Origin of the sequence: Escherichia sp. AM3 (genome assembly GCF_032029835.1) — a bacterium.
Lineage (GTDB): Bacteria > Pseudomonadota > Gammaproteobacteria > Enterobacterales > Enterobacteriaceae > Escherichia > Escherichia coli.
This window is the reverse complement of record NZ_JAVUPQ010000091.1, coordinates 1-13,221: the sequence shown is the minus strand read 5'-3', so window position 1 is coordinate 13,221 and position 13,221 is coordinate 1. Positions and strand designations below refer to the sequence as shown.

Sequence of the window (13,221 nt, the reverse complement as noted above, 5' to 3'; positions counted from 1 at the left end):
CCGAGCAGCGGATTGACCGGATGGCCGGACGTCACCCCGCCGGGGCACACCGAACAGGCCACGCCGGTGGGGGCACCGATGCGTACCCCGGCTGAACCCTGGACAATGCTACCGCCATACTGCGTCATGTCGCCCTGACGCGCCGCCGGTTTTCCGCTCATCTGCTCATCCTTGTTTTATCGGGTTATTTGTCTGCTGACAGGCGAAACCCTACAGATTTATAAGAAAGCCTTAAGTGAGATATCTGTCAGATAAGAACAATTAGGAAAATATTTATATATATTTCATGAATATATGTTTCGATTGGTATAACGATGTCTAAATATTCCTCTGAACATCTTCCTGATACAAAAAACCGCCAGCGTTTCCGCTGGCGGTTTTCAATGTATTCAAAACTCAGCAATCAATAAAAATCACCAGTTGCCTTTTCGGCCTGATCCATCCACACCGGTTTATCGCTGGTTTTCGACCAGACGCGATGCAGGTAGCTGTAAAAGCGGGCGCGGTCTTTCCAGAAAAGCATGAAAGGCAGCGCCAGAACGCCCGCTGCAACCGCATAAGTACGGCGTAAAAAGATAAGCCATGCAGGATATTCTCTGTAGAGTTCCATACTTTTCTCCCCCTTTTGTATCTACCCGGTGAATGGCACCGGAAAAATGAATTTGTTTATCTGATGAAAATAGTACCGCCTTTTGTGTAATTTTACTACTCATCCGACCACTTATTTTTGCTTATTGATGGTTTATTTACATTCATCCTGTAATTAAGTTACACAAAAGTTAAATTAATACTAAACATTAGTTAAATCATGGCTTTTGCCATTTTTATACTTTTTTTACACCCCGCCCGCAGATTTTTGCGAAATCTTTGCAGCCAGAATTCTACCCTTCCGGTATCACTTTTAGGCCACTGGAGGTGCACTGTGAGTGCAGGCGTGATAACCGGCGTATTGCTGGTGTTTTTATTACTGGGTTATCTGGTTTATGCCCTGATCAATGCGGAGGCGTTCTGATGGCTGCGCAAGGGTTCTTACTGATCGCCACGTTTTTACTGGTGTTAATGGTGCTGGCGCGTCCTTTAGGCAGCGGGCTGGCGCGGCTGATTAATGACATTCCTCTTCCCGGTACAACGGGCGTTGAGCGCGTACTTTTTCGCGCACTTGGCGTCTCTGACCGTGAGATGAACTGGAAGCAATATCTTTGTGCCATTCTCGGCCTGAACATGCTGGGGCTGGCGGTGCTGTTTTTTATGTTGCTCGGTCAGCACTATCTGCCGCTTAATCCACAGCAGTTGCCAGGGCTGTCGTGGGATCTGGCGCTGAATACCGCCGTCAGCTTTGTCACCAATACCAACTGGCAATCTTATAGCGGTGAAACCACGTTGAGCTATTTCAGCCAGATGGCGGGCTTAACGGTGCAAAACTTTCTTTCTGCCGCCAGCGGGATTGCGGTGATTTTTGCCCTCATCCGTGCGTTTACCCGCCAGAGCATGAGCACGCTCGGGAATGCCTGGGTCGATCTGCTACGCATCACGTTATGGGTGCTAGTCCCTGTGGCGTTGTTGATTGCACTGTTTTTTATTCAACAAGGTGCGCTGCAAAACTTTCTGCCTTATCAGGCTGTGAATACCGTTGAAGGAGCGCAACAGCTGTTACCCATGGGGCCTGTAGCTTCTCAGGAAGCGATCAAGATGCTCGGTACTAACGGCGGTGGCTTCTTTAATGCCAACTCGTCGCATCCGTTTGAAAACCCAACCGCACTGACCAACTTCGTGCAGATGCTGGCGATCTTCTTGATCCCAACGGCGCTGTGCTTTGCCTTTGGTGAAGTGACGGGCGATCGCCGCCAGGGGCGCATGTTGCTGTGGGCGATGTCAGTGATTTTTGTCATCTGCGTAGGCGTGGTGATGTGGGCAGAAGTTCAGGGTAATCCTCATCTGCTGGCACTGGGCACGGACAGCAGCATCAATATGGAAGGTAAAGAGAGCCGTTTCGGCGTGCTGGTCAGTAGCCTGTTTGCGGTCGTGACGACGGCGGCTTCCTGTGGCGCGGTGATTGCGATGCATGATTCGTTTACCGCTCTCGGTGGCATGGTGCCGATGTGGCTGATGCAAATTGGTGAAGTGGTGTTCGGCGGTGTCGGTTCTGGTCTTTACGGCATGATGCTGTTTGTCCTGCTGGCGGTGTTTATTGCCGGGCTGATGATTGGTCGTACACCGGAATATCTGGGTAAAAAAATCGACGTACGCGAGATGAAACTGACTGCACTGGCAATTCTGGTTACCCCGACGCTGGTGCTGATGGGCGCGGCGTTGGCGATGATGACCGACGCCGGACGTAGCGCCATGCTCAACCCTGGCCCGCATGGTTTTAGCGAAGTGCTGTACGCCGTGTCATCCGCCGCTAACAACAACGGCAGCGCCTTTGCCGGATTAAGCGCCAACTCTCCGTTCTGGAACTGTTTACTGGCGTTCTGCATGTTTGTCGGTCGCTTCGGGGTGATTATCCCGGTGATGGCAATTGCCGGTTCGCTGGTGAGTAAAAAGAGCCAAGCCGCCAGCTCCGGCACGCTGCCAACGCACGGCCCGCTGTTTGTTGGCCTGTTAATCGGCACCGTGTTGCTGGTTGGCGCACTGACCTTTATCCCTGCCCTGGCGCTTGGTCCGGTGGCGGAATATCTCTCCTGATGATATTGAGTGAGCACTGAATATGAGTCGTAAACAACTGGCGCTATTCGAACCAACACTTGTCGTTCAGGCGCTGAAAGAAGCGGTGAAAAAATTAAACCCGCAGGCGCAATGGCGCAATCCGGTGATGTTTATCGTCTGGATCGGCAGTCTGCTGACCACCTGTATTAGCATCGCGATGGCAAGCGGTGCGATGCCCGGCAATGCGCTGTTTAGCGCGGCCATTAGCGGTTGGCTGTGGATCACCGTACTGTTCGCTAATTTCGCCGAGGCGCTGGCAGAAGGCCGCAGTAAAGCGCAGGCCAACAGTCTGAAAGGGGTGAAAAAAACCGCTTTTGCTCGCAAGCTGCGCGAACCGAAATATGGCGCTGTGGCAGACAAAGTTCCTGCCGATCAACTGCGTAAAGGTGACATCGTGCTGGTAGAAGCTGGCGATATTATCCCCTGCGATGGTGAAGTCATTGAAGGCGGCGCATCGGTCGATGAAAGCGCCATCACCGGGGAATCGGCACCGGTGATCCGTGAATCCGGCGGCGATTTTGCCTCCGTCACCGGCGGCACGCGTATTCTTTCTGACTGGCTGGTGATTGAGTGTAGCGTTAACCCCGGCGAGACATTTCTGGATCGGATGATCGCGATGGTGGAAGGCGCACAGCGACGTAAAACGCCGAACGAGATTGCCCTGACCATCCTGCTGATTGCCCTGACTATCGTCTTTTTACTGGCAACCGCCACGCTGTGGCCGTTTTCCGCGTGGGGCGGTAATGCAGTCAGCGTAACGGTACTGGTGGCGCTGCTGGTCTGTCTGATCCCAACCACTATTGGCGGCCTGTTGTCAGCGATCGGCGTCGCCGGGATGAGCCGGATGCTGGGCGCGAATGTGATTGCCACCAGCGGACGTGCAGTTGAAGCGGCAGGTGACGTTGACGTTCTGCTACTGGATAAAACCGGCACCATCACACTCGGTAACCGTCAGGCGTCGGAGTTTATCCCCGCGCAGGGCGTGGATGAAAAAACGCTGGCTGACGCCGCACAACTGGCTTCGCTGGCTGATGAAACGCCGGAAGGCCGCAGTATTGTGATCCTCGCCAAGCAGCGTTTTAACCTGCGCGAGCGCGATGTGCAGTCGCTCCATGCCACCTTTGTACCGTTTACTGCGCAAAGCCGGATGAGCGGGATCAACATCGACAACCGCATGATCCGTAAAGGTTCTGTCGATGCCATTCGCCGCCATGTTGAGGCTAACGGCGGTCACTTCCCTGCCGATGTTGATCAAAAAGTCGATCAGGTTGCGCGTCAGGGAGCCACGCCGCTGGTGGTGGTGGAAGGTTCTCGTGTGCTGGGCGTTATTGCGCTGAAAGATATCGTCAAAGGCGGTATTAAAGAGCGCTTCGCCCAGCTGCGCAAAATGGGCATTAAAACGGTGATGATTACCGGCGATAACCGTCTGACTGCCGCCGCCATTGCTGCGGAAGCGGGCGTCGATGATTTTCTCGCCGAAGCGACACCGGAGGCCAAGCTGGCATTGATTCGTCAGTATCAGGCGGAAGGCCGTTTGGTGGCGATGACCGGCGACGGCACCAATGATGCTCCGGCGCTGGCGCAGGCAGATGTCGCGGTAGCGATGAACTCCGGTACTCAGGCGGCGAAAGAAGCGGGCAATATGGTGGATCTCGACTCTAACCCGACCAAGTTGATTGAGGTGGTGCATATTGGCAAACAGATGCTGATGACCCGTGGCTCGCTGACCACCTTCAGTATTGCCAACGATGTGGCGAAATACTTCGCCATTATTCCGGCGGCGTTCGCGGCAACGTATCCGCAGTTAAATGCGCTGAACATCATGCGCCTGCATTCGCCCGACTCCGCCATTCTCAGTGCGGTCATTTTCAACGCCTTGATTATCGTCTTTTTGATTCCCCTGGCGTTAAAAGGCGTGAGTTATAAACCGCTTACCGCTTCTGCCATGTTGCGCCGTAACTTATGGATTTACGGTCTGGGTGGGCTGCTGGTGCCGTTTATTGGTATCAAAGTCATTGATTTACTGCTGACCGTTTGCGGTCTGGTGTGAGGTTTACCATGAGTGGATTACGTCCGGCATTATCGACATTTATCTTTCTGTTATTGATTACTGGCGGTGTTTACCCGCTGCTGACCACCGCGCTGGGGCAATGGTGGTTTCCCTGGCAGGCCAACGGTTCGTTGATCCGTGAAGGTGATACGGTGCGTGGCTCGGCATTAATCGGGCAGAATTTTACCGGCAACGGCTATTTTCATGGTCGCCCGTCGGCAACGGCAGAAATGCCCTATAATCCACAGGCTTCTGGCGGGAGCAATCTGGCAGTCAGTAACCCTGAGCTGGATAAACTAATAGCCGCACGCGTTGCTGCATTACGGGCCGCTAACCCGGATGCCAGCACGAGCGTTCCGGTTGAACTGGTGACGGCATCGGCAAGCGGGCTGGACAATAATATCACCCCGCAAGCGGCGGCCTGGCAAATCCCACGCGTGGCGAAAGCGCGTAATCTCAGCGTTGAACAGCTCACGCAACTGATCGCAAAATACAGCCAACAACCGCTGGTGAAATATATCGGCCAGCCGGTCGTCAACATTGTTGAACTCAATCTGGCGCTGGATAAACTTGATGAATAACGAACCCTTACGTCCCGACCCCGATCGTCTGCTGGAACAAACTGCCGCGCCGCATCGGGGGAAGCTGAAAGTTTTCTTCGGTGCCTGTGCAGGCGTCGGGAAGACCTGGGCGATGCTGGCAGAAGCACAGCGACTGCGGACGCAAGGGCTGGATATTGTGGTTGGCGTGGTAGAAACCCACGGGCGGAAAGATACCGCCGCCATGCTGGAAGAGCTGGCTGTTCTGCCGCCAAAACGCCTGGCGTACCGTGGGCGGCATATCAGCGAGTTTGATCTCGATGCCGCCCTCGCCCGCCGTCCGGCGCTGATCTTAATGGACGAACTGGCGCACAGTAATGCGCCTGGTTCTCGTCATCCCAAACGCTGGCAGGATATTGAAGAGCTGCTGGAAGCAGGCATTGATGTTTTTACTACCGTCAACGTTCAGCATCTGGAAAGTCTGAATGATGTGGTCAGCGGCGTCACCGGAATTCAGGTACGGGAAACCGTGCCCGATCCTTTTTTCGATGCCGCCGACGACGTGGTGCTGGTGGACTTGCCCCCGGACGATCTGCGCCAGCGGCTGAAAGAAGGCAAAGTCTATATTGCCGGGCAGGCGGAGCGCGCCATTGAACATTTTTTCCGCAAAGGCAATCTGATCGCCCTGCGCGAACTGGCACTGCGCCGTACTGCCGATCGCGTTGATGAGCAAATGCGCGCCTGGCGGGGGCATCCTGGCGAAGAGAAAGTCTGGCACACGCGCGACGCGATCCTTTTATGCATCGGCCATAACACCGGCAGCGAAAAACTGGTCCGTGCGGCGGCGCGGCTGGCGTCACGGCTGGGGAGCGTCTGGCACGCGGTGTATGTTGAAACCCCTGCCCTGCATCGCTTACCGGAGAAAAAACGTCGGGCAATTCTCAGCGCCTTACGTCTGGCGCAGGAGCTGGGCGCGGAGACGGCAACACTTTCTGATCCAGCGGAAGAGAAAGCGGTAGTGCGTTATGCCCGTGAACATAATCTCGGCAAGATTATTCTCGGTCGCCCAGCCTCGCGCCGCTGGTGGCGTCGGGAAACGTTTGCTGACCGACTGGCGCGCATCGCCCCCGATCTCGATCAGGTGCTGGTCGCGCTTGATGAACCACCCGCCCGCACGATTAACAACGCGCCGGATAGCCGCTCTTTTAAAGACAAGTGGCGGGTACAGATTCAGGGATGCGTGGTTGCCGCCGCGTTATGTGCCGTTATCACCTTAATTGCCATGCAGTGGCTGATGGCGTTTGATGCCGCCAACCTGGTGATGCTGTATCTGCTTGGCGTGGTGGTGGTGGCGCTATTTTATGGACGCTGGCCTTCGGTGGTTGCTACCGTCATTAATGTGGTGAGTTTCGATCTCTTTTTTATCGCCCCACGCGGCACGCTCGCCGTCTCTGATGTGCAATATCTGCTGACCTTCGCGGTGATGTTAACCGTCGGGCTGGTGATCGGGAACCTTACTGCGGGTGTGCGTTATCAGGCGCGGGTAGCCCGTTACCGCGAGCAACGCACACGGCACTTATATGAAATGTCGAAAGCTCTGGCGGTGGGCCGCAGTCCGCAGGACATCGCCGCCACCAGCGAACAATTTATTGCCTCCACGTTTCATGCCCGCAGTCAGGTGTTGTTGCCCGATGACAACGGTAAATTGCAGCCGTTAACACATCCGCAAGGAATGACGCCGTGGGACGATGCCATCGCGCAGTGGAGTTTTGATAAAGGCCTGCCTGCGGGTGCGGGCACCGACACGTTACCCGGTGTACCGTACCAAATTTTGCCGTTAAAAAGCGGCGAGAAAACCTACGGACTGGTGGTGGTGGAACCGGGGAATCTGCGTCAGTTGATGATTCCGGAGCAGCAGCGCCTGCTGGAGACGTTTACGCTGTTAGTCGCCAATGCGCTTGAGCGGCTGACGCTAACCGCCAGCGAAGAACAGGCGCGGATGGCAAGCGAACGTGAACAGATCCGCAACGCCCTGCTGGCGGCGCTTTCGCATGATTTACGCACTCCGCTCACGGTGTTGTTCGGTCAGGCAGAAATCTTAACGCTCGATCTGGCAAGCGAAGGATCGCCCCACGCCCGCCAGGCCAGCGAGATCCGTCAGCACGTGCTGAACACTACCCGACTGGTGAATAATCTACTGGATATGGCGCGAATTCAGTCCGGCGGCTTTAATTTGAAGAAAGAGTGGTTAACGCTGGAAGAAGTGGTCGGCAGCGCGCTGCAAATGCTGGAACCGGGTTTATCGTCGCCCATCAATCTTTCTCTGCCAGAACCGCTGACCTTAATCCACGTTGACGGGCCACTCTTTGAACGGGTGCTGATTAATCTGCTGGAGAACGCGGTGAAATATGCGGGTGCGCAGGCCGAAATTGGTATCGATGCCCACGTTGAGGGCGAAAATCTACAACTGGATGTCTGGGATAACGGCCCCGGTCTTCCGCCAGGCCAGGAGCAGACGATATTTGATAAGTTTGCTCGCGGGAATAAAGAGTCGGCAGTACCGGGGGTAGGGCTTGGACTGGCAATTTGTCGGGCGATAGTGGATGTACACGGGGGCACTATTACCGCGTTCAACCGACCGGAAGGTGGTGCCTGTTTTCGTGTTACACTTCCCCAGCAAACTGCCCCTGAACTTGAAGAATTTCATGAGGATATGTGACAAACGTTCTGATTGTTGAAGATGAACAGGCTATTCGTCGCTTTCTGCGCACGGCGCTGGAGGGCGACGGGATGCGCGTCTATGAGGCCGAAACGCTGCAACGCGGCTTGCTGGAAGCGGCTACCCGTAAGCCAGATTTGATTATTCTCGATCTCGGCCTGCCCGATGGTGATGGGATTGAGTTTATCCGCGACCTGCGCCAGTGGAGTGCGGTGCCGGTGATTGTGCTTTCCGCACGCAGCGAAGAGAGCGACAAAATCGCCGCGCTGGATGCCGGAGCGGATGATTATCTGAGTAAGCCGTTTGGCATTGGCGAATTGCAGGCCCGTCTGCGCGTCGCATTACGCCGCCACTCTGCCACCACCGCACCCGATCCGCTGGTGAAATTTTCCGATGTTACCGTCGATTTAGCCGCCCGCGTGATTCACCGGGGTGAGGAAGAGGTGCATCTCACACCAATTGAGTTCCGCCTGCTGGCGGTGCTGCTCAACAATGCCGGAAAAGTACTCACCCAGCGCCAGCTCCTTAACCAGGTGTGGGGGCCAAACGCGGTCGAACACAGTCACTATTTGCGTATTTATATGGGACATCTGCGACAAAAACTGGAACAGGATCCCGCCCGCCCACGCCATTTCATTACTGAAACCGGTATTGGGTATCGGTTTATGCTTTGAATTGTTATTCAATAAATTCGCTTAAATAGTGATTAATTTATTATTAAACCTGCACCAAATATTATTATTTGGCAGGTTTAATTTCTTAACGCAAATATAAAACACAAAATTACAACATTTAAATAACAAAACAGCGTCTAATATGGCGCTATTCATAATTAATGATTTATTATCTGGGGTATGATCGTTTTTTGTTGATCTTCTTCACAGATTATAGCCATTTCATGGATAGAATAACTCTACCTTCAACTGACACAGCAAGAGGTAAAGGTAAATGGAAAATAATAACCGCTTAATGCCTCATATAAGGCGGACAACCCATATCATGAAGTTTGCCCATCGTAATAGTTTTGACTTTCATTTCTTTAATGCCCGCTAGTCTTCTGACTAAAGGGCACCCCAGCGTACAGGTCTCCCTGACTTTAAGCATTACAGGTTAATACCTGTATTCCTCGGTGCTCATATACTGCTAACCCTTTTAAACTCTAAATAATTCGAGTCGCAGCATATGCAACTTGAAGGATGACGAGTATAGCCAGTTACCGGGCTGGTCTGGGTTATTGCATCTGCAAAAAGCAAACTACTGATTTATTTATCAGCGGTGGAGCTTTGCTTTTTTTCCGGCGTGATCGATTTCTCCTTTGAGAAATTGAGGACCTGCTATTACCTGAAATAAAGAGATGAACAAAATGTCAGAATTAAAAATTGCCGTTAGTCGTTCTTGCCCGGATTGTTTTTCCACTCATCGTACATGCGTGAATATTGACGAAAGTAATTATATTGACGTTGCCGCCATTATTTTATCGGTCAATGATGTGGAACGTGGAAAACTCGATGAAATAGACGCTACTGGCTATGGCATTCCTGTTTTTATTGCAACGGAAAATGAAGAACGTATACCAGCAGAATATCTTTCACGTATTTCTGGTGTCTTCGAACCTAGCGAAGCACGTAAAGAATTTTATGGTCGCCAGTTAGAAACCGCTGCCAGCCATTATGAAACTCAACTGCGCCCACCTTTCTTCCGCGCACTGGTCGATTATGTCAATCAAGGTAACAGCGCGTTTGATTGCCCTGGTCATCAGGGCGGCGAATTTTTCCGTCGCCATCCGGCGGGGAATCAGTTTGTGGAATACTTTGGTGAGGCGCTGTTCCGTGCCGACTTGTGCAACGCCGACGTAGCGATGGGCGATCTGCTGATTCACGAAGGCGCGCCATGCATTGCACAGCAACATGCGGCAAAAGTGTTTAATGCCGATAAAACCTACTTCGTTTTAAATGGCACTTCATCTTCTAACAAAGTGGTTTTAAACGCCCTGCTAACACCGGGTGATCTGGTGCTGTTTGACCGCAATAACCACAAATCTAACCACCACGGAGCGTTGCTACAGGCTGGTGCAACACCGGTTTATCTGGAAACGGCACGTAACCCGTATGGCTTTATCGGTGGCATTGATGCGCACTGTTTTGAAGAAAGTTACCTGCGTGAGCTGATCGCGGAAGTCGCACCGCAGCGGGCAAAAGAGGCTCGTCCTTTCCGCCTCGCTGTGATTCAGTTAGGCACCTACGACGGTACGATTTATAACGCCCGCCAGGTGGTGGATAAAATTGGTCATCTGTGTGACTACATCCTGTTTGACTCAGCATGGGTCGGCTATGAACAGTTTATTCCGATGATGGCGGACTGTTCGCCGCTGTTGCTGGATCTTAATGAGAACGATCCGGGTATTCTGGTTACGCAATCTGTGCATAAACAACAGGCTGGTTTTTCTCAGACTTCACAAATTCATAAAAAAGACAGCCACATCAAAGGGCAACAGCGTTATGTACCGCACAAACGCATGAACAACGCCTTTATGATGCACGCCTCCACCAGCCCGTTCTATCCGCTGTTTGCCGCACTGGATATCAACGCCAAAATGCATGAAGGTGTCAGCGGTCGTAATATGTGGATGGATTGTGTGGTAAATGGCATTAATGCCCGCAAACTGATCCTCGATAACTGTCAGCATATTCGTCCGTTCGTACCTGAACTGGTGGATGGTAAACCCTGGCAGTCGTATGAAACAGCGCAAATTGCGGTTGATCTGCGCTTCTTCCAGTTTGTACCAGGGGAACACTGGCATTCTTTTGAAGGCTATGCAGAGAATCAATACTTTGTCGATCCATGCAAACTGTTGCTGACAACCCCAGGTATTGATGCACGTAACGGCGAATATGAAGCGTTCGGTGTACCCGCGACGATTCTTGCTAACTTCCTACGCGAAAATGGCGTAGTGCCGGAAAAATGCGATCTTAACTCCATCCTCTTCCTGCTGACTCCGGCAGAAGATATGGCCAAACTTCAGCAACTTGTTGCCCTGCTGGTACGCTTCGAAAAACTGCTTGAGTCCGACGCGCCATTAGCAGAAGTGCTACCTTCCATCTACAAACAGCATGAAGAGCGCTACGCCGGTTATACCCTGCGTCAGTTGTGTCAGGAAATGCATGATTTGTATGCCCGCCACAACGTGAAACAACTGCAAAAAGAGATGTTCCGTAAGGAGCACTTCCCACGCGTCAGCATGAATCCGCAAGAAGCCAACTACGCCTATTTACGCGGTGAAGTGGAACTGGTTCGTCTGCCGGATGCAGAAGGCCGTATCGCTGCCGAAGGTGCGCTTCCTTATCCTCCGGGTGTGCTGTGTGTTGTTCCGGGTGAAATCTGGGGTGGTGCTGTTCTGCGTTACTTCAGCGCTCTGGAAGAAGGGATCAACCTGCTGCCAGGTTTTGCACCGGAGCTGCAGGGTGTCTATATCGAAGAACATGATGGTCGTAAGCAAGTTTGGTGCTATGTCATCAAGCCTCGTGATGCGCAAAGCACCCTGTTGAAAGGGGAAAAATTATGAGTCAGGCTAAATCGAACAAAATGGGCGTCGTTCAGTTAACCATACTGACGATGGTCAACATGATGGGCTCCGGTATCATCATGCTGCCGACAAAGCTTGCCGAAGTCGGGACAATCTCAATTATCTCCTGGCTGGTGACAGCCGTAGGCTCAATGGCACTGGCATGGGCATTCGCAAAATGCGGTATGTTCAGCCGTAAATCAGGCGGTATGGGCGGTTATGCCGAGTATGCTTTCGGTAAATCCGGTAACTTTATGGCGAACTATACCTACGGCGTCTCACTGCTGATTGCTAACGTCGCGATTGCTATTTCGGCGGTTGGTTACGGCACCGAACTGCTCGGCGCGAGTTTGTCGCCAGTGCAGATTGGTCTTGCGACCATCGGGGTGCTGTGGATTTGTACCGTGGCTAACTTTGGTGGTGCGCGCATTACCGGGCAAATCAGTAGCATTACCGTGTGGGGGGTCATTATTCCGGTCGTCGGTCTGTGCATTATTGGCTGGTTCTGGTTTAGCCCGACGCTGTACGTTGATTCCTGGAATCCGCATCATGCACCGTTCTTCAGTGCGGTAGGTTCTTCCATCGCTATGACGCTGTGGGCTTTTCTTGGTCTGGAGTCTGCGTGTGCAAATACTGATGTAGTGGAAAACCCGGAACGTAATGTGCCAATCGCGGTACTCGGCGGTACGTTAGGTGCGGCGGTGATTTATATCGTCTCCACCAACGTGATTGCCGGGATTGTGCCAAATATGGAGCTGGCAAATTCAACGGCACCATTTGGTCTGGCCTTCGCGCAGATGTTCACGCCGGAAGTGGGTAAAGTCATTATGGCGCTGATGGTGATGTCCTGCTGCGGTTCGCTACTTGGCTGGCAGTTCACCATTGCCCAGGTGTTTAAATCTTCATCTGATGAAGGCTACTTCCCTAAAATTTTCTCCCGTGTAACCAAAGTGGATGCACCGGTGCAGGGAATGTTGACCATTGTGATTATCCAGAGCGGGTTGGCGCTGATGACGATTAGCCCGTCGCTAAACAGTCAGTTCAACGTGCTGGTTAACCTGGCCGTGGTGACCAATATCATTCCGTATATTCTGTCAATGGCGGCATTAGTCATTATTCAGAAGGTCGCTAATGTGCCCCCCTCAAAAGCGAAAGTTGCAAACTTTGTTGCTTTTGTTGGCGCGATGTACAGTTTCTATGCGCTGTACTCATCCGGGGAAGAAGCCATGCTGTACGGTTCCATCGTGACCTTCCTTGGTTGGACACTGTATGGTCTGGTATCACCACGCTTTGAACTGAAAAATAAACACGGTTAATAAAACAAAGTAAAAAAGGGCGATTGAATGATCGCCCTTTCTGTTTGTTGGCAAATAGTTCGTTATTTATGCCGCATCCGGCAGATGTAGGGTCTAAACGCGATCGAACACAGCGACTATTTGCGTAATTATATGGGGCATCTGCGACAAAAACTGGAACAGGATCCGGCCCGGCCTCGCCATTTTATTACTGAAACCGGTATTGGGTATCGGTTTATGCTTTGAAAAAAGTGGCAATGTATGGATAAAGTCATTGGTAATGACTCCAACTTATTGATAGTGTTTTATGTTCAGATAATGCCCGATGACTTTGTCATGCAGCTCCACCG

The 13,221-nt window shown here is 52.4% G+C and carries 13 protein-coding genes and 1 pseudogene; 11 read left to right on the top strand and 3 right to left on the bottom strand.

The window, feature by feature from the left end; translation table 11 throughout:
- A partial coding sequence (locus RTW80_RS31590) for a hypothetical protein (RefSeq protein ID WP_001504923.1) occupies window positions 1-161 on the bottom strand: 161 nt, incomplete at its 3' end.
- 242 nt (window positions 162-403) lie between these two features.
- On the bottom strand, window positions 404-610 hold the full coding sequence (locus tag RTW80_RS21080; RefSeq protein WP_000424924.1) for a YbfA family protein: 207 nt from the start codon (window positions 608-610) through the stop codon (window positions 404-406).
- 312 nt (window positions 611-922) lie between these two features.
- Here RTW80_RS21080 and kdpF point away from each other — a divergent pair, with 312 nt between their 5' ends.
- The 11 genes and pseudogenes from kdpF to RTW80_RS21025 all read left to right on the top strand — a co-directional run.
- Entirely contained in the window at window positions 923-1,012 is a 90-nt protein-coding gene (gene kdpF / locus RTW80_RS21075; protein ID WP_001272653.1) for a K(+)-transporting ATPase subunit F, read from the top strand.
- A complete protein-coding gene (gene kdpA, locus RTW80_RS21070; protein ID WP_000741131.1) occupies window positions 1,012-2,685 on the top strand; it encodes a potassium-transporting ATPase subunit KdpA in 1,674 nt (557 codons plus the stop codon). Before kdpF ends, kdpA begins: the two co-directional genes overlap by 1 nt.
- Before the next feature lie 22 nt (window positions 2,686-2,707).
- Window positions 2,708-4,756 (top strand): potassium-transporting ATPase subunit KdpB, encoded by a 2,049-nt coding sequence (gene kdpB / locus RTW80_RS21065; RefSeq protein ID WP_000087947.1) that lies wholly within the window; start codon window positions 2,708-2,710, stop codon window positions 4,754-4,756.
- An 8-nt stretch (window positions 4,757-4,764) separates the two neighbouring features.
- A complete protein-coding gene (gene kdpC, locus RTW80_RS21060) occupies window positions 4,765-5,337 on the top strand; it encodes a K(+)-transporting ATPase subunit C (RefSeq protein WP_001741340.1) in 573 nt (190 codons plus the stop codon).
- Window positions 5,330-8,014 carry a two-component system sensor histidine kinase KdpD gene (gene kdpD, locus RTW80_RS21055; RefSeq protein ID WP_001543575.1) on the top strand — a complete coding sequence of 895 codons (2,685 nt, stop codon included), beginning with the start codon at window positions 5,330-5,332 and terminating at the stop codon, window positions 8,012-8,014. The genes kdpC and kdpD overlap by 8 nt, the downstream gene beginning before the upstream one ends.
- A complete protein-coding gene (gene kdpE, locus RTW80_RS21050; RefSeq protein ID WP_000186109.1) occupies window positions 8,011-8,688 on the top strand; it encodes a two-component system response regulator KdpE in 678 nt (225 codons plus the stop codon). The genes kdpD and kdpE overlap by 4 nt, the downstream gene beginning before the upstream one ends.
- Before the next feature lie 161 nt (window positions 8,689-8,849).
- A complete protein-coding gene (locus RTW80_RS21045) occupies window positions 8,850-8,984 on the top strand; it encodes a hypothetical protein (protein WP_001299172.1) in 135 nt (44 codons plus the stop codon).
- Window positions 8,963-9,067, top strand: coding sequence for a leader peptide SpeFL (speFL, locus tag RTW80_RS21040; RefSeq protein ID WP_001312672.1), 105 nt, complete (start codon window positions 8,963-8,965; stop codon window positions 9,065-9,067). Before RTW80_RS21045 ends, speFL begins: the two co-directional genes overlap by 22 nt.
- 310 nt (window positions 9,068-9,377) lie before the next feature.
- Window positions 9,378-11,576 carry an ornithine decarboxylase SpeF gene (gene speF, locus RTW80_RS21035; protein WP_001424153.1) on the top strand — a complete coding sequence of 733 codons (2,199 nt, stop codon included), beginning with the start codon at window positions 9,378-9,380 and terminating at the stop codon, window positions 11,574-11,576.
- Window positions 11,573-12,892 carry a putrescine-ornithine antiporter gene (potE, locus tag RTW80_RS21030; RefSeq protein WP_000075845.1) on the top strand — a complete coding sequence of 440 codons (1,320 nt, stop codon included), beginning with the start codon at window positions 11,573-11,575 and terminating at the stop codon, window positions 12,890-12,892. Before speF ends, potE begins: the two co-directional genes overlap by 4 nt.
- Before the next feature lie 90 nt (window positions 12,893-12,982).
- Window positions 12,983-13,117, top strand: a pseudogene (locus tag RTW80_RS21025) (winged helix-turn-helix domain-containing protein); the annotation flags it as partial.
- Between the two features lie 45 nt (window positions 13,118-13,162).
- Here the strand turns inward: RTW80_RS21025 and RTW80_RS31585 are convergent.
- Window positions 13,163-13,219: an IS1 family transposase gene (locus RTW80_RS31585; RefSeq protein ID WP_003032489.1), complete on the bottom strand. Its 57-nt coding sequence runs from the start codon at window positions 13,217-13,219 to the stop codon at window positions 13,163-13,165.
- Window positions 13,220-13,221 lie beyond the last annotated feature (2 nt).

Coding starts and splice junctions, on each gene's coding strand:
- potE (WP_000075845.1), top strand. CDS start 11,573: ATGAGTCAGGCTAAATCGAACAAAATGGGCGTCGTTCAGTTAACCATA.
- kdpC (WP_001741340.1), top strand. CDS start 4,765: ATGAGTGGATTACGTCCGGCATTATCGACATTTATCTTTCTGTTATTG.
- speF (WP_001424153.1), top strand. CDS start 9,378: ATGTCAGAATTAAAAATTGCCGTTAGTCGTTCTTGCCCGGATTGTTTT.
- kdpB (WP_000087947.1), top strand. CDS start 2,708: ATGAGTCGTAAACAACTGGCGCTATTCGAACCAACACTTGTCGTTCAG.
- kdpD (WP_001543575.1), top strand. CDS start 5,330: ATGAATAACGAACCCTTACGTCCCGACCCCGATCGTCTGCTGGAACAA.
- kdpA (WP_000741131.1), top strand. CDS start 1,012: ATGGCTGCGCAAGGGTTCTTACTGATCGCCACGTTTTTACTGGTGTTA.
- RTW80_RS21080 (WP_000424924.1), bottom strand. CDS start 610: ATGGAACTCTACAGAGAATATCCTGCATGGCTTATCTTTTTACGCCGT.
- speFL (WP_001312672.1), top strand. CDS start 8,963: ATGGAAAATAATAACCGCTTAATGCCTCATATAAGGCGGACAACCCAT.
- RTW80_RS21045 (WP_001299172.1), top strand. CDS start 8,850: ATGATTTATTATCTGGGGTATGATCGTTTTTTGTTGATCTTCTTCACA.